Below are 20,934 nucleotides of genomic sequence, written 5' to 3' on the forward strand. Positions count from 1 at the left end.
GCCACCAGCCGAGTAAATAGACTTCCCGGTGTTGATGGGTACTCTGGGTGCTGATTCACCGGTTTCCGGGTCCGTTCCTTCCCGAGGAAAATCCCTCCACGGTGCGTTTGGCCGTTTGGAAGGAGAACGTAGTGTTTCTTTTTTGAGACTGTTCCCCGGATAGAGCGTGTATCAGCCGAATCGAAAGGATTTCCCAAAAGTCTTCCGAGCAGGAAGGGAGTAAAGCATTTTTGTTTCTGGGTACTTTGGCTAGTAATTTTAGCTCGGCTGATTCCGGTGTTACTGGGAAGCGAGACGCTTTTAAGATGGTGGACGTGATTCTCTACAGGATTGAGAAATCTCCATGTGTTGTATAATACTCTATAATCTTAAGTTGTAAAGGAGGCGGTAGCGTGAGGAAATTTTTGCTTCTGGGATTGATTGTGCTTGTTGGGATGGCTCTGGTGACCTCGCTTGAGGCAGCCCCGAAGAAAGTCGCGGTGCTCACACCGTATCTGGCTTCGGTGACCACCAACGAGATGATTCAGGCTTTTGTGGGCTTTGCCAAAGAAAAGGGATGGGACGTGACCGTAATCGACACCAAGGGAGATTTTGGAGCTCTAGCTAACCGGTGGGAAGATGTGATTGCTCAGAAGGTAGACGCCATCGTGATGGGAATGGGAGACCCCAACCAGTTCAAAAAGCAAATTGAGATGGCCAACGAAGCTGGGATTCCGGTTTTTGGTGGCGATGCTGGATACATCGAGGGAATGGTCTGTAATGTAACATCCAATAACTATGTGCTTTCGGCTCAGATTACTTCATATCTTTTGGATAAGCTAAAGGGCCAGGGAAAGATCGCCAAGCTTTACCACTCAGCTCATCCTGGGGTACAGAAGCGGGAAGTGATTTTTGATGCCATTGTCGAAAACACTCCAGAAATTGAAGTGGTGGCCGAGCACTGGGTACAGGTTCCTGGACCGATTGAAGATGCCCGAAAAGCGGTGCAAAGCATTCTTCTGGCACACCCTGATATTAACGCCATCTGGGCTGCCTGGGATGAACCAGCCATTGGGGCATCGCTGGCGATCAAGGAAGCTGGGAAAGAAGGTCAGGTTATTGTGACCGGAATTGACGGAAATAAGCAAGCTCTAGCAATGATCCGGGATGGTTCACCCATTATCGCTACGGTTAAACAGGATTTTGTGGCCATTGCGCGGATTCTGGTGGAACAGGTGGAAAAGGTTTTTGCCGGGCAAGAAGTGACGGAACGAATCTTTTATGCCGCGAGTCCTCTGGTGACGAAAGAAAATGTAGAACAGTTTTTGAATCAGTAGATATGGTGGAACGGGAAACGGTTCTGGAGATCCGCCATCTGAGTAAGAGCTTCCCGGGGGTTCAGGCCCTCCGGGATGTTTCTTTCGCTCTCGAGGCAGGGGAAATTGTTGGTTTAGTGGGTGAAAATGGAGCAGGAAAGTCCACTCTGGTGAAAATCCTGGCGGGGATATACCGTCCTGATAGTGGAACAATTTGGCTTCGCGGAGTCCCGGTCCATTTTATGCACCCTCAGGATGCCACAGCTCGAGGTCTTTCCTTTGTCCATCAGCAGTTAAATTTGGTTTTTTCTTTTGACGTGGTGGATAATGTCTTTCTGGGGAGGTGGATGTCCCGCCCCGGTGGGTCGCTTGATAAGAAAGCTATGCGGGATGTCGTGGGAAGACTCTGTCAGGAATTTGGATTCTCGCTTGACCTCAATACCCCGGTTCGGAAGCTTTCCACCTCGGAACGGTGGATGGTTCAGATTGTTCGAGCGTTTTTGGAAAAGCCCGTGGTTCTGGTGATGGATGAGCCGACTGCAGCGTTGCCAGAGGAGGAAGTGCAAACCCTTTTCCGAGTGGTGCGGCAAATTGCCGCACAGGGAGTGGCGGTGCTGTACGTTTCTCACCGCTTGGGAGAGATTTTTTCGCTCTGTCAGCGGGTGGTAGTGCTGCGTAATGGCGAAAAGGTCTGGGATGGTGGACTCTCTGGTCTTACTCCTCAAGATCTCATTGTTCAAATGGTGGGACCAAAAGAATTTGCTGCACCGTTTTCTCTTCTATCACCGGCAGAAGAAAAAATCCTGGATGTGCAGTCTCTTTCTGATGGACAGAAGTTGAGGGACATTTCCTTTTCACTTTTTCGAGGGGAAATTTTGGGCGTGTATGGTTTACAAGGGTCGGGGAGGACCGAACTTCTGGAAACACTTTTTGGTATCCGCAGGAGAACTGGTGGTGTGGTACTCTTGCGAGGTCAACCTTTTACTCCATCTTCGCCTGAAGAGGCCATCCGGAAGGGAGTGGCTTTAGTGCCTGAGGACCGAGGGAAAAAGGGACTTATTCTTCAACACTCGCTTTTCGAAAACGTGGCGTTACCTCATCTTGCTTCATACCGGGGGTTTCTGGGATACTTTCAGGAGCGAAGATTACGACCAATACTGATAAAGGTAGTAGAACGTCTGCATACCCGATATCGATCTCTTGGGGAAAGGGTGCAGTTTTTAAGCGGAGGGAATCAGCAAAAAGTAGTCTTAGCCAGGTGGTTATTGCGGGATTTTGACCTTTTCCTGCTTGACGAACCCACCGTCGGTGTCGATGTGGGAGCTCGGCGAGAACTTTACCGGTTCATCCGAGAACTGACCCGGGAAGGGCGAGGGGTTGTGGTGACTTCTTCGGATTTGGAAGAAATTTTTGAAATCAATCCCCACCGGGTTATGGTTTTGCGAGAGGGAAGGGTGGCTGGAATCCTCTCAGGAAGAGACATCGAACGGCAAACGATTTTGCAACGCTGTTACGAGGGAGGATAAGATGAAAGACGTTCTCAGGCAGTACGGAACACTCATGTCTTTTTTTGCTTTGCTGGCTTTATTTAGTATTCTGCGGGGAAGTGTCTTTTTTACTCTGCGGAATTTGATCAACATCACCCAGCAGATTTCCATTCTTATGATGGTAGCCATTGGAGCAACATACATTCTGGCCATCGCGGAGTTTGATCTTTCCCTTTCATCTCTGGTTTCGTTCGTGGGGGTGGTGGCCGCTGGTATGATGGCTTCAGGTGTTCATCCCCTCTTGGCTACGGTAACAGCCTTAGGTTTCTCTATGCTTTTTGGTTTCCTCAATGGAACGCTTGTTGCCACCTTGCGCCTTCCCTCTTTTGTGACCACATTGGCCACCGGAACGCTTCTTGGAGGAATCACGTTCTGGTACAGTGGAGGAACCATTATTTTTTCCGGGATTCCCAGAAGTTTTACGGTTCTCGGACAAGAAAGCCTGAAAGGAATACCACTTTCCAGTATCTTTATGTTCGTTTTGCTTTTTCTTTCATCATATCTTCTGCTTCGCACCACTTTAGGACAGGCCATCTATGCGGTGGGAGGAAACGAGATTGCCGCCTGGTACTCGGGTATTCGGGTGTCTCGGGTGAAAATCATCGCTTTTTTTCTGGCAGCTTTTCACAGTGGTTTGGCAGGAATCGTGTTGACGTCTAAGCTCGGTTCGGCTCATCCTACCGGTGGAGGAGGGTATCTCATGCCTTCCTATGCTGCAGCGTTTCTGGGAACCACACTCTTTCGGGAAGGTGAAGCCAATATCTGGGGTACCTTTGTCGGAGCGCTCATCATGGGTGTTCTGGCCAATGGCCTCACCATTCTCAACGTTCCCTACTTTCTTCAGGATATATTTACCGGGATGATCCTCGTAGGGGCACTGATTTTGCGTGCTTCTCGGGAAAGGAGTTAGTTGTGCAGGTTATTCCCTATCTTCTGGTTGGATTTCCGGACCAGATTGCTTTTCTCCACCATTTGTACTCTTTTCTTGAAAATCCGCATTTTCCTTTTGTAGAAGTAGGACTTCCGGCCCAACGTCCCTACCTCGATGGGAAGGTCATTCGCTCGGCGCAAAAGTGGGTTCGTAAAGCTGGTATGACCTTTAGAAAGGCACTTCAGTTTCTGGAGGATATATCTTGGGGAGGAAGGGTTCGGAAAATGGTCCTCATGGGATATCTTCGGGACCTTGAGGAATTTGGATTGGAGGAATTTGAGGTAAAGACTCACGATGCTCGTCTTGGGGGGATGGTTCTCGTGGGCCAGCGTCGAAAAGTCCTTACTTGCCAATCCCGGCTGACGATTCCCCTGGTACCGGTGGTGACGGTGAAGGACACCGAGAGCACCCTTCGGCCATTTTTCCAGGGGCGTCCTCCCTTCATCTATTTTCGGGTCAGTAGTGGAAAAACTGGAGAGGGTGGTCTTCTCCCCCTTCCACTTCTTGAGGAATCGCTCAGAAAGTTAAGAAAAGCATATCCGGAGATCCCCATCTTTGCCGGATTTGGAGTGCGTGACCGGGAAACAGCACGCTTTCTTCGGGATATTGGTTTTTCTGGGGTAGTGGTAGGAAGTGTTCTTCTAAGAATAATGATGGAGGACCGCCCTATGGAGGATTTTCTGCGCGAACTGGAGGAATTATAGTGGCACTTTTAACCTTCGATGTGGGAACAAGTGCGGTGAAGGTCGCTCTTTTTTCTGAAGGGGGAGAATTATTGGACTCTTCTTCTTGTCCCCTTGTCACCCGGGTAGAGGGACGCAGGGTCACTCAGGACCCGGAGGTTTGGTGGGAGGGATTCCTTACAGGGGCTCGGAAATGTCTGAGTACTTTTCATGGCGGTGAACTTTTCATCATGGGAACCGGTCAGATGGAAGACCTGCTCCTCCTCGATGAAGAAGGAAAACCCTTGCAGGAAGCTTCCCTCTACAGCGATTCGGATATCGGGGATTACGTGTTTCCAGAAGAATTGAGGCGATCTCTGGAAGAAAAGATACCCAATCGGCTGGACAACTTTACTCCTCTAGTCAAAGTGATGGCCCTTTCTTCGTCCCCCGTTTTTCAGAGAGTTCGTTTTCTCATTCTGGGGGCCAAAGATTATGTCAATTTTCGACTTACTGGGAATTCGGTGACTGACCCCACCAATGCTTCCACCACGGGTTTTTTTAACGGTTATGCATTCCAATGGGTGGAAGAAACTCAAGCTTTCTTTCCCCTGTTACCTACTCTTTCCTCACCCACACAGATTATCGGAAGGGTGCGCAAAGAAGTTTTGCCGCTTTTGGGTTTGGAAGAAGACCTGGAAGTTTCGGTATTCAATGGAATTGGGGATCTTGGTGCGGTCACCCTGGGAGCAGGGGTGCTTCTTCCTGGGGAGGGCTATGGGTATCTGGGTACCACTGGCTGGATGGCTTTGCTCAGGGAAGCACCTTCTTCCAGTAAGGACCTTTTTTCGCTGGCTTTCCTGAAGAAAGGAGAGTGGATGGTCGTGGCACCGCTTCTCAATCTGGGGAATGTATACCAGTGGTCGATGAAAACCTTTTTGCAAAGCGGGGATTACGCGCAAAGCGAAGCGATGCTTTCCCAGCACCTTACCACTCCTGTCCAGGTCTGGCCGTATCTCAACGGGGAACGAACTCCTTTTCGTAACGAACGGGTCCGAGCGGTGATGGCACGCCTGGTAGAGGGTACTACACCAGGGGAACTCCATGCTGCTTGTTTACGGAGCCTTCTGTTTGCCCTGCGTCATGCCTATGAGGCTCTGGGGACGGAAATTCCAGTGCTACGTCTTACCGGTGGTCTTACCCGGGGAGAAACCTTTGTGCAGGGTTTAAGTGACCTTCTGCGAAAGCCCTGCCAGGTGGTACAGGAGGATGCCTTTGCACCCCAGCGGGGTCTTTATCGCCTTTTTTGTCTTCATCGAGGAATCAATCCACCCCCCTTTTTGGTCGAACGGGTCTATACGCCCCGGGATCATCCTCTCTTAGAGCAGTATTACCGGGAGTACCGAAACTTTGCTGAAAAGCTCCTTCGGGGGGAAGCCGGCGTTCCAACTTATCTTTAATCCCCAGCAGGGATTTTTCAGAACATCCGGCTTGGGAAAGTTACTTTTTAATCGGGTGTAAAACGGCGCTGAGAAAGCTTTAAAAAGGATTTCTACTGGATGATTTTCCTCATGCGCAGAAAGAGGAGGGTTCTGCCCCGGTAAGAGAATCGTGATTCTCGGATAACCCCATAGCCCAGATGGTGGTAAATGGTAATGGCTTTGTGGTTTTCGGCGCTCACGTCGAGTTCCACGCACCAGAGTTTTCTTTGGTAGGCTATGGCTTCAATAAAAGAAAGGAGCTGTTTTCCGAAGCTTTTTCCCTGGTAGGTAGGATAAACTGCGAGGTTGCTGAGGTAATATCCCTGAGGATGAAATGTTCCCGTAACGGTGTTCAAATTTAAGAAAAAGCGAAGGTGTTGGAAAACATGAATTCCCGATGATGCGAGGAGGAAAAGTCCGGTTCGAAGCCCCTCTTTTTTCCTTTGCGGCCATTCATATCCTAAAGCCATTCCGGTGATGGTTCCGTCTTTTTCGGCCAGATAGGTGTGTTCAAAGCTGAAAAGGGTCCCTCGTTTTGGGAATAGACAGGCAAAAATTTTCTGTACCTGCTTTTCTCCACCTAAATCTTCGAAAAAGGGAGCCGAAAGCAAGAAAAGAGAAGCAGCCTCTTCATATTCAAAGGGATGGGCCTGGCGAATCAGGATATCGGCATTGGGCATGTAAATAATCGAAAGAGCCTGGACTTTTTCGCTTACTGGTACTCTTCTTGGGTGAAGGCAAGAAGGGTACCAGATTCTCTTTACGATAGTGCTCTCTGGCGAATTACCTCCTGGTAAAAATAAAAACTCTTTTTGGGAATACGACGGAGCGTTGGGTAATCGACGTAGACCAGACCGAAACGCTTCGCCAACCCTGAGGACCATTCAAAGTTGTCCATGAGGCTCCATACAAAGTACCCCTTGACTGGAGCGCCTTCGTCTATGGCCCGGTGAAGAGAAAGGAGGTGACTTCGAAGGTACTCGATTCGTTTTGGGTCCTCAACAGGACCATCCTGGGAAATCGTATCGGGTGAAGCGTACCCATTTTCGGTGATGTAGATCGCCCTGGGGGTATACTCCTGTGTCACTCTCCTGACGATTTCGTGCATTCCGGCAGGGTATATTTCCCACCCCATGGAACTTTTTTCGGCATCGGGAGGTTCAACCGGCATGGTTTCAAGGACCGGTTCGGTTCCCCGGGCAATCACGTGGCGGAAATAGTAATTGATACCCAGAAAATCGAGGGGCTGGGAAACCAGCGCTCCTTCTTTAGAATTCAGCTGGGGAAAGGTAAATCCTTTTTTCTGGTAGAAGGAAAGCATGTCTTCCGGAAATTGTCCCCGAAAAAAGGGGTCGAGGAAGAAGCGATTGAGAAACCCATCATAGCGTTGCGCTGCTTCCTGGTCCTCTTCTCGTTCCGTGGCTGGCTGAACCGGTGAAAGGTTCAGGGTGATGCCAATGGGTTTTTTGATTCCCTCTTCGCGAAAGGTTTTCAGTGTATATCCGTGGGAGAGAATGAGGTTTCGGGCCACTTGCAGGGCAACCCCAAAATCCTTTTTCCCGGGGGCTAATCTCCCTTCATAATTGCCTGGGAATGCTACCACCCAGGGTTCGTTGTGGGTAATCCAGAGGTCCACGTCATCTTTGAAGGTTTGAAAAAGAAGCTTTGCATAGTGGGTAAAGGCATGAATAGTCGCCTCGTTTTCCCATCCACCTTCCTCCTGAAGTCTCTGGGGAAGGTCCCAGTGATAAAGGGTAACGACGGCCCGGATTCCAGTCTCTTTGAGCGTGTCAATGAGTCGGCGATAGAAGTCAAGCCCTTTCTGGTTAACCTGACCTTTTCCTTCGGGGAATATCCGAGCCCAGGCAATTGAGAAACGATAGGCATTAACTCCTAATTCTCTCATGAGGGCTACATCTTCCTCATAGCGGTGATAGTGGTCGCAGGCCACATCACCGGTAGTACCATCAGCGATGTTTCCTGGGGTATGGGCAAAACGGTCCCAGATATTTTCGCCTTTACCATCTTCGTTCCAGGCACCTTCGATCTGATGCGCGGAAGTGGCGACACCGAAAAGAAAATCTGATGGAAAATGAGGCACCCATACTCCTCCCTTCGTTCATTTTTAATATGCCTAAAGTGTTATGGCGTGCGTTGATTGCGTATTTTCCTTGATATAGTACAATTATAACTGTGCCTGACAGGACCTGTGTAGTGGTTCCTCTTTTGTGCTACCTCGTTTCTATGGTATAAATAGTGTAGAACGGAAAAAGGAGTGAGGCGCTTGAATCAGCTTTATCGAGAGATTGCTGAACAACCCGAAGTGTTTCGCCGCATCGCTGCTTCGTGCATTACCGAGGAGCAATTTTTGGCCTGGCAGAGGCAATTGCCAGGACGTATCTACTTTGTGGGGATGGGAAGTTCACTCTTTGCAGCGTATCCAGCGTATCTGTACCTCCTCGAGGGTGGTTTTCCGGTGGAATGGATCGATGCTTCGGAATTCCTCCATTACGGTCTTGGGGGGATTCGTAACCAAGACACGCTTTTTCTCCTCTCGCAGTCGGGCGAATCATACGAAATTTTGAAAATTCTAGAAAAGCTCTCGGTAAAGCCATACCGTATCGGTGTCACGGCTTCTTTGGAAAGCACCATGGCCAAAAAGTGCGATACCATCATTGATATCTTGAGCGGTCCGGAAAAGGCGATTACTTCAACCAAAACCCATACCGCGATGCTTTCGGTTTTGAACCTTTGGGCGATGGCTTATCGTGGGGATCGGGAAGGGTTTTTCCGAGCGAAAGGAGAGCTTGAAAATGTTGCCGATGAAGCAGAACGCCTCATTACCAGTTCTCCAGAGTGGGCCAGGCGCGCTATTTATAACCTGGAACTTTTGCAGGAATCGGACGCTCGGGTGATTATAGCGCGGGGGTACTCTCTGAGTGCAGCCTGGCATGGATGCCTCTCGTTTTATGAGTGTGCCAAAGAAACGTTTTTGAGTTTCTCTGGTGGTCAGTTCCGACACGGACCTCTGGAATTAGCGGTGAAAAAAATGCTGGCAGTGCTCCTCATGCCTCCAGGGAGGACAGCCATTCCCATGCAGGGTCTGGCTGAGTTTTTAGTCCAGAAGGGAGTCAAAGTGTTGAGTATCGGTCAGTGTGCTCTTGCTCCCAGGTATAACCTGGAGGTACTTCCTTTTTATGCGAACAATGAGTTTTTTGCCCCCCTTCTTTCCATTATCACGATCATGCTCCTTTCATATTACATTGCTGAGGAAAAAGGAATTGAGCCGGGGACAGCCTACCTCATCAAGAAAATTACCCTGGAGGAATAGTCATGTCCAGAGCCTTTGTCATCGGAAACATCAGCCTGGATTTAATCCTAGGAGGAATTGATGATTTCCCCGACTGGGGGGTGGAGGTCCTGGTTCCGGGATACGTCATGCGACCTGGTGGGGAAGGGAGCAATGCCGCTTTGGCTCTTGCCGATTTAGGTATGGAAACCTTTATTGTGGGAACCATCGGACAGGATGAAACCGGCGAAGAGATCGCGCGGAGTTTCAAGCGGCGAAAAATCCGGACCGAATTTCTTTTTTTCGAGTCCGATTTTCAAACCGGCCTTTCGGTGGCTTTGACACACCGGGATACTCAGGAACGGAGCTTCTTTACCGAACTCGGTGCCCAGAGTGCCCTTTCTTTAACCCACCTGGCGCAGGTTTTCTCTGCGATAGCAGACGGTGATTGTGTGCTCCTCGGTGGGTATTTTCTCTCTTCAGGAATCCGCCAGCCCGGGCTCCCGGATATGCTCTGGAAGCTCAAGAAGGAAAAACGGGTAACCCTTTTTCTTGATACTGGTTGGCCCACTGAGGGATGGGCGGAAGAGGTGAAAAAGGAGACGCAACGGCTCCTTGCCCCCTTCGACTATTTTCTTCCCAACGAAAAAGAAATTTCGGGTCTGGTCGACTTTCCAGAGGACATTTTTCGCTTTTTTTCGGGAACTCTTCTGGTTAAGAGCGGAAAAGAAGGGTGTTTTTGCTATACTCCTTCGGATGCTTTCTCTGTTCCCACCATTCCCGTTAAGGTCCAGGATACAATTGGTGCTGGGGATTATTTTGACGCGGGGTTCATTTTTGCCCTTGCGGAGGGGTATGGTCTCAAGGAGGCACTTGTGGTGGCCAATCTCGTTGCTTCCCTAAACATTGCGTCATCACCAAGAAGGGAAAAGTTGGTGAATCATGATGAAGTCAGAAAGTACCTCCGGCAGTAACTCCCAGGTGCAGTTTATCGGGTATGAGGTGTTGAAATTTCATTTTGAACAGGACGCATCAGGAGAGAAGGAGGGGTGGAATTTTTATCCGGACGTCCGGATTGCTGTTCTGAAAGATGGTACTCTGAGAGGCGAAGTGCTCCTTTCGGCAAACGCTTTCCTTGAATTCAAAGGAGGGAAACGATGTGCTATTGCGGTGCTTTGGCGAGGGTTTTTCCAGAGCCTCAATATGACTCAGGAGGAGTTGAAACAGTATTGCCTGGTGAAAGGTTCGGCCTATCTTATTTCTCCACTTCGGACTTTTGTGAACGATTTTCTGGAGAACGTTCGGAAGATTTCACATGACGCTCTTTAACCGGTCTTTAGTTCGTAACTTGAAACGCCTGCGTCAAATTCTCCGCACCTTCACCCATTACGGTTTTGCTTTTCTCTTTTACCGCCTTCCCTTCTGGGAACGATGGGGAGTGCGTATCCTGAAAGAAGCTCGCCAGAGACCCCCCCAGGAAAATCTCCGTCTCGCCCTGGAAGAGCTGGGAACAACGTTTATTAAGATTGGGCAGATTTTGAGCACCCGTCCAGACCTTCTGCCGGAAGAGTACTGTAGTGAACTCCGTAAGCTTCAGGACCAAGCTCCACCAGTGAGTTTTGGGAGTGTACGAGCAGTCGTCGAAAAAGAGCTCAAAAAACCTCTGGAGGAGGTCTTCGAACGCTTTGATGAAAAGCCCCTGGCCTCGGCTTCCATTGCCCAGGTTCACCGGGCAAAACTCCATGGTGGGCCACAGGTGGCGGTGAAAGTGCAAAAAGAAGGGGTAGAAGAAATGGTCCATTCTGATCTTGAGATTCTGACCTATCTTGCCCAGTTTATGGACCGTTTTAACCCCTCTGGAGAACCGGTGAGAGCTTCAGAGATGGTGGCTGAGTTCAAGAAATATCTCCTGCGTGAGATTGATTTCCTTTATGAGGCTTCCAACGCTTGCAAATTCGGTCACAACTTCGCTCAATTCCAGGGAGTGCAGATTCCTCGAGTTTTTGCCGAGTATTCAACGAAGCGCGTGCTTACCATGGAACTCATGGAAGGCATTCGTCTTTCACAGAGGGAAAATATCCCCAACGAAGTTGATTGTACCCGACTCGCTGAAACTGGTGTTAGGGCCATCTTCAAAATGATCTTTGAGGACGGATTTTATCATGCTGATCCTCATCCAGGAAATCTCCTGGTTTTGCCAGAGACCCAGGAACTGGTCTTTCTTGATTTTGGGATGGTCGGGGTGGTTGATGAAAGGACCAGAGAAAATATGCTGGCAATTCTCTCGGCTATCCTCAAAAAAGACGTAGAACGAGTGATGGAGCTCCTGGAAGAAGAATTTTTACTAACCCCTTTTCCCTCACCCCTCCATTTTCGTCTGGACCTGGCTGAACTCTTAGAACGGTATGTCTTTGTGGATCTGCGAGAAATCAACCTGCAAAGTCTTTTTGCCGACTTTTTCTATCTTTTGCGTCGGTACCGCCTGCGCTTTCCTTCTCACTTCTCTTTGCTTCTTCGGGCGTTAGCAGTGGCCGAAGGAACGGGTCTTTACCTTGACCCCCACTTTACGGTGGTGCCACACCTCAAAGCGTTTTTGGAAAAGACCTTTGCCCAGTACTTTACCTGGGATGAACTGTCTCATAAAATCACCGATTACGCCTTAGAGTGGCGTCGGCTTCTGGAGGAATTTCCTCGCCGCAGTCGTGAACTCCTGGTTCAGGTCTCTAAGGGTAAAATTCGCCTCCACTGGGAGAGTGAAGAACTCAAGGAACTGAACCGCCACCTGGAACAGACCACCAACCGCCTCTCTTTAAGCATTATTCTGGGGTCTTTGCTTATCGGTTCTTCTTTGATCTTCATCAATTATTCGCATTTACGCTCTCTCAGTATCCTGGGTATTCTGGGTTACGGTATTGCTGCGTTCCTTGGGGTGGTGCTGGTCATTGAAATCTTGAGTCATCATTAGGATTTGCGCTGTAGTGTTCTGGATGGGGCGCTTTCACCACGAAGAATTCAAGCATTTCTTTGTCTTTATTTTCGATGAGCATTCTTTGGTGGTATGGGATGGCAAGAATATACCCATGGGGGTACTCATGGGATTCTCTTTCGATGGTGATGGTCATGGCACCTTTTGCGATGATGAGGAAAACGTTGGAATTACTATAGTGTTCAGGAACACGCTCCCCGGGAGGGAGAACGATGTGATTAATCTGGACTATGTCCATATTGACAATCTGCTCAAGGCATTTTTCCATTCCCGTTTTAAATTGGTAGGCTTTGACCCCCACAAGCATTCCTCCTTTGCGGAATATTGGTAGATTAAGGGTATCAGAAGTTGGAGTTGTTGACTATACCCTTTTTATTGGAGGCTCGTTTTATCGCTCATAAACTCTTTTCCCGGTTTTGATGAAAATGGGATTGCAGTTAAGCCGGCCTTAAGTTGACAGGTTGAGTAACCTGTGCTATATAAAAATAGATTCTTTTTTCACTGAAAGAAGTAAGCCATTGGAGGGGACTGATGGCTGGTGTTTACCAGGCGAAAGTTCATGAGGAAAACCTGAGACGGGTTATCCGTTTCGTCCACCGACAAGGGACCACCAATCGTGTAGCAATTGCCCGGGCTTTGAATCTCAGTTTGTCTACGGTCACCAACCTGGTTGCAGAACTGAAACAACAAGGTCTCATCCAAGAAGGAGGTTCGGGTCAATCGACGGGGGGAAGGAAGCCCCTCCTTCTTCACTTTAACCGGGAATGGGGTCTGGTGGTGGCGGTCAAGATTGGGGCTCGTCGGGTGCACGTGGGGTTAGCCAATCTCGATGGGGAGCTTAAGTTCAAGGAAGTGGTACCTCTTATTTCTCATGAACCGCAGGCCATCGTAGGACAGATTGTGCATCTCGTCTCGCAGATGCTTTCCAGAAATGGTTACTCTCGCATTATCGGGATGGGGGTTTGCTGTCCAGGTATTATTGACCCCCGCAAGGGTGAAGTGATTAAGGCAGTAAACCTTCACTGGGAGAACGTACCGCTCCAGGAAATGCTTGCTCCTCATTTTTCCTGGCCAGTTTTTGTGGAAAACAGCCTCGATACTGGGGCACTGGGGGAAAAATGGTTTGGTGTGGGTAGAGATGTTCAGGACCTTCTCTATATCAATGTGGGGAATGGCGTGGGAGCGGGGATCATTTCCCACGGCGAACTTCTCGAGGGGTACCAGCATGGGGCAGGAGAATTTGGACATATGAGTATCGACCTTTCTGGACCCCCGTGTCCGTGTGGAAACCGGGGATGTGTGGAGCTCTATGTTTCGGCCCCGGCGTTGGTGAGAAAAACTCAGGAGTACATTAAAAAAGGGGGCAAAACCCGTATTGCCCATTTGGTTGATGACATCTCCGGTGACTTTTCCTGTGAGGTGATTGACCAGGCGGCATATCTAGGGGATTTCTTTGCCCTCACGCTTTGGAAAGAGACGGGAAAAATTCTTGGCCGAGCCGTCGCGAACCTTGTGAACCTCTTGGACCCCCAGGTTGTGGTTATCGGTGGAGGCCTATCTCTGGCCCATCCAGCTTTTCTGGAAAGCGTTGCTGAAACAGTTTGGGAGATTACGGCTTCGCTTCATCGAAGGAAAGTGGAAATCCGACGAGCATTTTTTGGTCGTGATTCGGGCCTGGTGGGCGCAGCGGCGTTAACGGTGGAGCGTATTTTTGCCTGAGGTAGGACAAGAGAAGGAGGGGAAAATGGAGCCGCGAGAACGTATCCGCAGAGTCTTGAAGAGAGAGGGAAAGGTTGATTCCACCCCCTGGAGCCTGTTTTTCGGGGCGACGCCTTCGTTGACACCAGCCTTTTTCGAAAAGTTTGTGGTCCAGAGTGGGATTCGTGATGTCGCTGAATATTTTGGCTTTGAAGTTCGCATTGCCCATTCAGATGATGTCGACCCCTTCTACCATACAACGACCGCGCATTATGGGTTGCGGATGACGTCCAATGGAATTGGCAGAGAATTTTTCCAGGAGAAGTTGCCTGAAGATGCAGCATTTTCGCCCTGGGGGGTGGGGATTCTGCCCTGGCCAGATAACCCTGGCTGTGAACGAATGTTCCATCCGTTATCGGGAGAGCGCACCGTAAAGGAGATTGAACAGTATCCTTCACCGGGTATTGATGCAGAAAGCATGGAGAAAGTTCACCAGAAGGCACAGGAAATCCGCGAGAGAGGGTATCTACCGGCAGCGTACTGTGGGAGTCTTTATGAGTGGTGTCACTGGATACGGGGGATGGAGGACTTCATGGTGGATTTGATGATCTATCGAGAGAGGGCTCAGGCACTCATTGAAAAAGTAGCTACGTTCACTCTTTCGTTTGCCCGTGCACATGCTCTTTGTGGTGTGGAGCTTCTCTGTTTCTATGACGATTACGGTATGCAGGACCGTTTGCAAATTCCGCCCCGTGTTTTTCGGGAGTTGTTCAAGCCCTGGTGGAAGAGAATCATCGCCACGTTGCAGAGGGAATTTCCAGAATCACTCTTTTTCCTCCATTCCTGCGGCAGGGTGGAGGAGATTATTCCGGATCTCATCGAAGCAGGCTTCGATGTCCTTCATCCATTGCAGCCAGAATGCCATGATGTTACTGAGGTGGTAGCTCGGTACCGAAAACAAATGACTTTCTGGGGGACCATGAGTAACCAAAGGACCCTTCCTCTGGGCAAAAGAGAAGAGGTAGAGGAAGAAACCAGACACAGAATGCAGCTCGCTTTATCGATGGGGAATGTGATTCCTTCTCCTGCGAATACCATTGGTCCCGAAGTACCGGTGGAAAACGTTCTGGCCTTTACCGAGGTGTGTCGACAAATGCGAGTTTGGGAAAGGAGGTGAGATTAGGGATCAAGGCGTTTGGGTATTTGGGTGTTGAAGAGAAGTGAAAAGAAGTTTCATGAAAGGGGAGGTGTTTCTGGTGAAGAAATTCGGAATGACGATTCTGGTGATGTTTCTTGTGGTGCTCTTCGTTATAACGGCTATAGGTGTTGCGGCAGAAAAAACCTACACCGTGGGTGTGGTGATTCCGTATGAAATTGGATGGTTTACGGCCTTTCATAAGGGTTTTGAACAGATTGCCAATAAGGAAGGCGTAAAGATTGTCTGGCAGTACCACAATTACAAAGCGGATGAGGAAACCAAAGCCATCCAGAACCTGATCACCATGGGTGTGGATGCCATCAATCTCACCGCGGTGACCCCTTCGAGCGCTGAGTACTCCTGCCGCCTGGCAAACGAGGCGAATATCCCCATTCAGATTACCGAAAGTGGTATCGCTGAAGGGAAGGGAAAACCCGTTGCTGACATCGATTTTAACTGGTTTGATGTGTACCGCACGGTAGCCACGAGCCTCCGTCGCGATATACCTGGAGAACTGAAGGTAGTCTGGATCCAGGGGTTTGCCGGGACGCCGCCAGTCATGCAGGGAATCCAGGGATTTATGGATACCATTAAAACTCTAGAAGGGATTAGTTTGGCCACCGATGTGCAGTACGGTGATTACGCCACTGCACCATCTCTCAATATTATCAAAACCTTAGTGCAGTCGGGTCTTGAATTTAACGTGGCCATCGGTGCTTGTCAGGAAATTACCGAAGGCATCATTCAGGGATTGCGAGAGGAGAACGTGGACCTCGACAAGGTCACCATTGTTACCGTCAACGGTGGACCCATGGATGTGGAGAACGTGAAGAAGGGATACATTGACTATATCCTGAGTCTCTCTCCAGGACTCCATGGCATGATTTGTGCTCAGAACCTCATCAACTACCTCAAAGGGAGAGAGTACCAGAAGAAGAGTTATTCGCCAATTGTCTGGTGCAGCAAAGCCGACTGGGAAGAGAAGCTCATTCCCTGGTTTCTGGATGAAAGCTGGTTCCCGGTGGTGGAAGAGTTCGCCAGAACCGGTCAGTATAAGCCTGAATTGAGGGCAAAATAGAAAAAAATGCGAGGGGGTACCCCCTCGCATTTTTTTCTCGATTGGGGGAGGTTTATTTCTTTGTCAAGCACAGCGTATATTTTGAACTTGAAGGAGATCAGTAAGAGCTATCCCGGTGTGCAAGCTCTGGATAGGGTATCCATGGATGTGGCCTATGGTGAAGTCCATGCTCTGGTGGGACAGAATGGTGCTGGGAAATCAACGCTTATTGAGATCATTGCCGGAGCCCTCCATCCTGATGGGGGAGAGATTGTCTACGAAGGGCACACCTATACGCACTTTGAGCCGTGGCAGGCGATTCGCCTTGGCATTCAAACGGTGCATCAGGAAAACCAGCTGGTGGAAGAGCTGACTGTGGCTGAGAATCTCTACCTCTTTGAGCTTCCGGTTCGCCGAGGAGGGGTGGTGGATTATGTCGGTTGTTGGCGTATCGCCCAGGAACTTTTGCAGAAGCTCGACATCCACATTGCTCCAGATAAAAAGGTGCGCGGGCTTTCTTTTGTCGATAAGAAGCTGGTGAGCATCGCCAAGGCCTTCGCTCGTCCCGTGAAACTCCTCATTCTTGATGAGCCGACGGCGTCTCTGGATGAATGCGGGAAAAACATTCTTTTCGATATTATTCGGTCCCATAAGGTTCAGGGCTTGAGCACGATTTACATTTCGCATAACTTAAGCGAAATTTTTGAAATCTGTGACCGTGTCACCATTCTGAAAGATGGACAGAAAGTAGCTACCTATTCCTTGCAGGATATCACCATGGATGAAGTCATTCGCAAGATGATTGGCAGTTCCCAGGTGACACTCTACAAGAGAGAGAAGATGTCCCGTGCCTCGCGAGAGGATGAAACTTTGGAAGTGCGAAATTACAGTCGGCAAGGTGTCATTCATGGTGTTTCTTTCAAGGTACGAAGGGGAGAAATTTTTGGGCTGGCAGGACTGGTGGGTTCGGGCCGAACGGAACTGGTGCGTATGATATTTGGATTAGACCCCAAAGATTCGGGTACTCTCCTGTACCAGGGTAGAGACATCACTCCCAGGAATCCTTATGATGCCATTCAAAAAGGCATTGGATACCTTACCGAAGACCGCAAGAGTGACGGGCTTTTGCTGTCGCGGCCAGTGATGGAGAACATGAGCCTTGCTTCGGTGGCCAAAGATAATGGTTTGCTGTTGAATCTGGGGAGGGAGTATCATGAGTCGATCGCGCTTACCGGACGCTTGAACGTGAAAACGCCGTCGATTTTCCAGCGGGTGGTGAACTTGAGCGGTGGGAATCAACAGAAAGTGGTTCTGGCCAAGTGGTTGCAGACTCAGGCGGAAGTGCTGATTTTCGATGAACCGACGGTGGGTGTCGATGTAGGAGCCAAAGTGGAGATTTACCGAATGATTGAAGAACTGGTGCACCATGGCAAAATCGTCATTGTGATTTCTTCGGATAACCCAGAACTGGTAGCGCTCTGCGACCGCGTTGGAGTCATGCGGAATGGACGTCTGGTGGCTATTCTTGAGGGCGATGAAGTGACCGAGGAGAACATTGTGCGTTATGCCATGGGTGTCTGCGAAGGGATGGAGGTGTCAGGGTGATGGCGAGAGGCTTGAGGGCTTTTTTTCGGAAGCGAGCTTCCATTGAGCAGGCTTATATTCTTTTACTCCTGATTGTGGCGATTTCGGTGGTCACCACCATTGTGAACCGACGCTTTGTCAATCCGACCAACATTATCAATATCTTTCAACAGATTGCAGTCTTAGGTATTGTGGCAAGTGGCGTAGGTATGCTTCTTGTTTCAGGGCATGTGGATATTTCGGTTGGTTCCCAGGTATCGCTTCTGGGGGTTATTTTTGCCATGCTCATTCAAAGAATCCTCGGTCTTCCGGAAGGGAATGTGGCACCCTGGCGCCAAACTTTTGTGTATCCGATTGCTTTTGTGGTAACTTTTGGCATTGGAGCTCTGGTCGGTTTCGCGAATGGGGTAACGGTAGTTAAGTCCAGAGCCAATTCGTTCATTATCTCTTTGGGTTTTATGTCGGCCTACCATGGCTTGGCGCTCCTGGTTACTGGAGGTGCATCCTACATGCTTTTCGGGCGATTTGAAACCCTGGGAAGAGGCCGTCTTTTCCATTATCTTCCCATTTCGATTCTCTTTTTCCTGGGGGTGGTCTTTCTTTCTTACCTGATTTTGAAATATTTCCGGTATGGACGGTTTCTCTACGCCATTGGAAGCAATCGCCGGGCGGCGCACGTTTCGGGAATCAATACCGACCGGGTGGTGATTCGAGCGTATACCGTGGTGGGAATACTGAACGCTCTGGCGGCCATCATTCTCATTTCTCGGGTGGGCTCAGCGCTGGCTACAACCGGTGATGCCTATGCTCTGGATGCACTGGCTTCAGTCATTGTGGGAGGGGTAGCACTCTCGGGTGGTAAAGGTGGAGCGCTCAACATTTTTCTGGGGGTGGTGCTGATCGGGTTAATCGGAAATGCCCTCATTATCATGAACGTCAACCCCTATGCCCGGGATTTGGTGATTGGACTGATTATTATTGCTGCAGTAACACTCAGTCAACTTTCTGAGAGCCGATCATAGAGGGAGGGATTGAGATGGGAAAGATTAATCTTTTGAATACCATTCGGGGGTCTTTATTTGAAGGATTTTTTCCGGAAGCGTGGGATTTAGAACGGATGGACTGGTGTTGTAGCCAGCCACCGGAGGCGGTGTACCAGAGAGAACCCTGGTGGCATGAGCGGTTTCAGCCGGTTGGTTGCCCAACCCTCGAAGACTTCAATACCCTTATGGGACACGAAATTGCCTACCAGATCAAACTTACCAAAGACGAGGGGCGGGATTGTATTCTCATTCTCTCGGTCGGTCCCATGGGGATGTATCGCTGGGCGGTGGAATTTCTAAAAAGATGGGGGGTTGATTGTCAGCACGTCCATGGGTTCAACATGGATGAGTGGTGTGATACCGAGGGAAACACTTTACCGGCAAGCGACCCGGGAGCGTTTCGCAATGCTATGGAGTCGTCGCTCTATGGCCCCTTGGGAGAATTGACCGTTCCTGAAAAACAGAGACATTTTGCCACCCGGGAAGAACTCCCCACCTATGCGGAGCGCATTGGAGCATTACGTGCCAAGGGAGCAAAGTTTATACTCATCTATGGCATTGGCTGGGTTTTTCATATCGCTTTTTGGGAGCCCCATTTTGCGGCGGATTACGCCAGCATGGAGGAGTGGTTGAAACCCACCCACCGGGTGGCTGCGAAACTCCATCCTCTGACGATTATTCAGAATTCCATTACCAGCTTCCGGAGTCGTATTACCCTGGTGCCGGCAAGGGCTAATACCATTGGACCGGGAATCTTTATGCAGGCTGACTATACCATTGGGGGAGTTGATGGGTATTTACCCTGTCGCCGAATGATGTATCAGGCCCATGCCCTGTGGGTGACGTTAAAATACGGGCCAGATATGTGGGTTCCCTCTTCAGTGATGCCGCAATTGCCGGGAAAACTCTTTTTCGTGGCACCGCTGGCTGGGCCACTGGAACCCGAGGTTAACTGACCATGTGGGATTATTTACTCTATGGAGGAAAAGTGATCACCGAAAATGAAGTCCTCCCCAGAGGATATGTGGCCATTTGTGAGGGTCGGATTGTTTCTCTGGGGGAGAACTGGAATGAGGTCAAGGCAAAGAACTGTTTGGATGTTTCGGGTTTCATTGTGAGCCCCGGCTTCATTGACATGCACACCCACGGTATTTTTGATGTCGACTTTGTGGAGGGAGATGTAGAGCGTATTGCTTCAGGTCTTTCTCACTATCTCTCCTTCGGTGTTACCAAGGTGGTGGCCTCGACCATCTCCCGGCCCCTTCCAGAAACAGTGGAACAGATTCAACGCTTGCGGCAGGTGAAGGAGAGTAATTATGGTCGAATTCTCCATGGTGTGCATCTTGAGGGACCGTGGCTTTCACCCCGATGTCGAGGTGGTCATCCTCTCCAGTACCTCCGTGTGCCCAGTAAAGAGGATGTAGCCTTTGTACTGGGGGAAGTGGGCGATGTGCTGGTAACGGTGACCTTTGCGCCAGAGCTTCCCAATGCGGTGTGGCTTGCAGAGACGCTTACTTACCGGGGGATTATTCCGGTCATCGGGCACACCGAAGCAAGTTATGAGGAGGCTGAACGGGTTATTCGGGCTGGAGCGCGCCATGTGACCCACATGTACGATGGAACCTTGGGATATCGGGAAAATCCCCAGGAAGCGCTGGTGATGCTTCCCGGTGTCGAAACAGCAGTGCTCTTTTATGACACGGTGAGTGTTGAACTCATTGGATGTCCTGTGCATGTTCCACCTCCCTTTTTTAAGTTCATTCACAAGGTAAAACCCAAGGGGAAGAAAGTGCTTGTTACCGATTCGCTGGTAGGGACGGGTATGCCTGAGGGAACGGTCCTCACTTACCGGGATGGTCGAAAGGTGCGGGTGGCGGAGAACGTAATCCGGATGATTGATGAGGATCCGGCTATTGACGGTAATTTAACTGGGAGCGGGGTTACCATGAATGTGGCACTGCGGAGATTGAAAGAGTATACAGGGATTCCGCTCGAAGAAGCCATTGCCTGGGGCGCCATCAACCCGGCTTCGGTTCTTGGTATTGATAAAGAGGTCGGAAGCATTGCGGTGGGGAAGCAGGCGGACCTGGTGGTCATCGATGAAAATTTTGAAGCGCAGTACACCTTTTTGGCCGGAGACCTGGTTTTTCGGAAATCGTAAAA

Annotated in this window: 19 protein-coding genes; 16 read left to right on the forward strand and 3 right to left on the reverse strand. The window is 49.8% G+C overall.

Going from position 1 to position 20,934, the window contains the following annotated elements; all coding sequences use genetic code 11:
- The first annotated feature begins 392 nt into the window (after nucleotides 1-392).
- Genes ABDK92_03440 through ABDK92_03460 form a run of 5 tightly spaced genes read left to right on the forward strand, consistent with a single transcriptional unit; the run spans nucleotide 393 to nucleotide 5,895 of the window.
- Nucleotides 393-1,316 (forward strand): substrate-binding domain-containing protein, encoded by a 924-nt coding sequence (locus tag ABDK92_03440; GenBank protein ID MEN3185675.1) that lies wholly within the window; start codon nucleotides 393-395, stop codon nucleotides 1,314-1,316.
- Between the two features lie 2 nt (nucleotides 1,317-1,318).
- Nucleotides 1,319-2,821, forward strand: coding sequence for a sugar ABC transporter ATP-binding protein (locus ABDK92_03445; protein MEN3185676.1), 1,503 nt, complete (start codon nucleotides 1,319-1,321; stop codon nucleotides 2,819-2,821).
- Between the two features lies 1 nt (nucleotide 2,822).
- Nucleotides 2,823-3,752: an ABC transporter permease gene (locus ABDK92_03450; protein MEN3185677.1), complete on the forward strand. Its 930-nt coding sequence runs from the start codon at nucleotides 2,823-2,825 to the stop codon at nucleotides 3,750-3,752.
- A gap of 2 nt (nucleotides 3,753-3,754) precedes the next feature.
- Entirely contained in the window at nucleotides 3,755-4,477 is a 723-nt protein-coding gene (locus ABDK92_03455; protein ID MEN3185678.1) for a tryptophan synthase subunit alpha, read from the forward strand.
- Nucleotides 4,477-5,895, forward strand: a complete 1,419-nt coding sequence (locus ABDK92_03460; protein MEN3185679.1) for an FGGY family carbohydrate kinase — start codon at nucleotides 4,477-4,479, stop codon at nucleotides 5,893-5,895. Before ABDK92_03455 ends, ABDK92_03460 begins: the two co-directional genes overlap by 1 nt.
- Before the next feature lie 92 nt (nucleotides 5,896-5,987).
- Here ABDK92_03460 and ABDK92_03465 read toward each other — a convergent pair whose 3' ends face one another.
- Nucleotides 5,988-6,596, reverse strand: a complete 609-nt coding sequence (locus ABDK92_03465) for a GNAT family N-acetyltransferase (GenBank protein MEN3185680.1) — start codon at nucleotides 6,594-6,596, stop codon at nucleotides 5,988-5,990.
- 80 nt (nucleotides 6,597-6,676) lie between these two features.
- Entirely contained in the window at nucleotides 6,677-8,017 is a 1,341-nt protein-coding gene (locus ABDK92_03470; protein ID MEN3185681.1) for a GH1 family beta-glucosidase, read from the reverse strand.
- Nucleotides 8,018-8,200: 183 nt separating this feature from the next.
- Between ABDK92_03470 and ABDK92_03475 the strand changes: the two genes are divergently transcribed.
- From ABDK92_03475 to ABDK92_03490, 4 genes are read left to right on the forward strand one after another with little or no spacing between them, the layout of a single operon-like run.
- The gene (locus ABDK92_03475) at nucleotides 8,201-9,247 is read left to right on the forward strand and encodes an SIS domain-containing protein (protein ID MEN3185682.1); all 1,047 of its coding nucleotides are present in this window, start codon (nucleotides 8,201-8,203) and stop codon (nucleotides 9,245-9,247) included.
- Between the two features lie 2 nt (nucleotides 9,248-9,249).
- Nucleotides 9,250-10,179, forward strand: a complete 930-nt coding sequence (locus ABDK92_03480; GenBank protein MEN3185683.1) for a carbohydrate kinase family protein — start codon at nucleotides 9,250-9,252, stop codon at nucleotides 10,177-10,179.
- The gene (locus ABDK92_03485; GenBank protein ID MEN3185684.1) at nucleotides 10,148-10,534 is read left to right on the forward strand and encodes a hypothetical protein; all 387 of its coding nucleotides are present in this window, start codon (nucleotides 10,148-10,150) and stop codon (nucleotides 10,532-10,534) included. Before ABDK92_03480 ends, ABDK92_03485 begins: the two co-directional genes overlap by 32 nt.
- Nucleotides 10,521-12,170: an AarF/ABC1/UbiB kinase family protein gene (locus ABDK92_03490; protein MEN3185685.1), complete on the forward strand. Its 1,650-nt coding sequence runs from the start codon at nucleotides 10,521-10,523 to the stop codon at nucleotides 12,168-12,170. Before ABDK92_03485 ends, ABDK92_03490 begins: the two co-directional genes overlap by 14 nt.
- Here the strand turns inward: ABDK92_03490 and ABDK92_03495 are convergent.
- Nucleotides 12,145-12,498 carry a cupin domain-containing protein gene (locus ABDK92_03495; protein ID MEN3185686.1) on the reverse strand — a complete coding sequence of 118 codons (354 nt, stop codon included), beginning with the start codon at nucleotides 12,496-12,498 and terminating at the stop codon, nucleotides 12,145-12,147. The genes ABDK92_03490 and ABDK92_03495 overlap by 26 nt on opposite strands.
- A gap of 224 nt (nucleotides 12,499-12,722) precedes the next feature.
- Here ABDK92_03495 and ABDK92_03500 point away from each other — a divergent pair, with 224 nt between their 5' ends.
- The 7 genes from ABDK92_03500 to nagA all read left to right on the forward strand — a co-directional run bounded on the left by ABDK92_03500 (nucleotide 12,723) and on the right by nagA (nucleotide 20,932).
- Nucleotides 12,723-13,910, forward strand: a complete 1,188-nt coding sequence (locus ABDK92_03500) for an ROK family transcriptional regulator (protein MEN3185687.1) — start codon at nucleotides 12,723-12,725, stop codon at nucleotides 13,908-13,910.
- Nucleotides 13,911-13,935: 25 nt separating this feature from the next.
- Complete coding sequence (locus ABDK92_03505; GenBank protein ID MEN3185688.1) at nucleotides 13,936-15,066, forward strand: uroporphyrinogen decarboxylase family protein; 1,131 nt, start codon at nucleotides 13,936-13,938, stop codon at nucleotides 15,064-15,066.
- 79 nt (nucleotides 15,067-15,145) lie between these two features.
- Nucleotides 15,146-16,165 (forward strand): sugar ABC transporter substrate-binding protein, encoded by a 1,020-nt coding sequence (locus ABDK92_03510; GenBank protein ID MEN3185689.1) that lies wholly within the window; start codon nucleotides 15,146-15,148, stop codon nucleotides 16,163-16,165.
- Between the two features lie 60 nt (nucleotides 16,166-16,225).
- The gene (locus ABDK92_03515; GenBank protein MEN3185690.1) at nucleotides 16,226-17,749 is read left to right on the forward strand and encodes a sugar ABC transporter ATP-binding protein; all 1,524 of its coding nucleotides are present in this window, start codon (nucleotides 16,226-16,228) and stop codon (nucleotides 17,747-17,749) included.
- A complete protein-coding gene (locus ABDK92_03520; GenBank protein ID MEN3185691.1) occupies nucleotides 17,749-18,750 on the forward strand; it encodes an ABC transporter permease in 1,002 nt (333 codons plus the stop codon). The genes ABDK92_03515 and ABDK92_03520 overlap by 1 nt, the downstream gene beginning before the upstream one ends.
- Before the next feature lie 14 nt (nucleotides 18,751-18,764).
- Nucleotides 18,765-19,727 carry a glucosamine-6-phosphate isomerase gene (locus tag ABDK92_03525; GenBank protein MEN3185692.1) on the forward strand — a complete coding sequence of 321 codons (963 nt, stop codon included), beginning with the start codon at nucleotides 18,765-18,767 and terminating at the stop codon, nucleotides 19,725-19,727.
- Nucleotides 19,728-19,729: 2 nt separating this feature from the next.
- A complete protein-coding gene (gene nagA / locus ABDK92_03530; GenBank protein MEN3185693.1) occupies nucleotides 19,730-20,932 on the forward strand; it encodes an N-acetylglucosamine-6-phosphate deacetylase in 1,203 nt (400 codons plus the stop codon).
- Nucleotides 20,933-20,934 lie beyond the last annotated feature (2 nt).

This window comes from Atribacterota bacterium, assembly GCA_039638595.1.
Lineage (GTDB): Bacteria > Atribacterota > Atribacteria > Atribacterales > Caldatribacteriaceae > Profundicultor > Profundicultor thermophilus.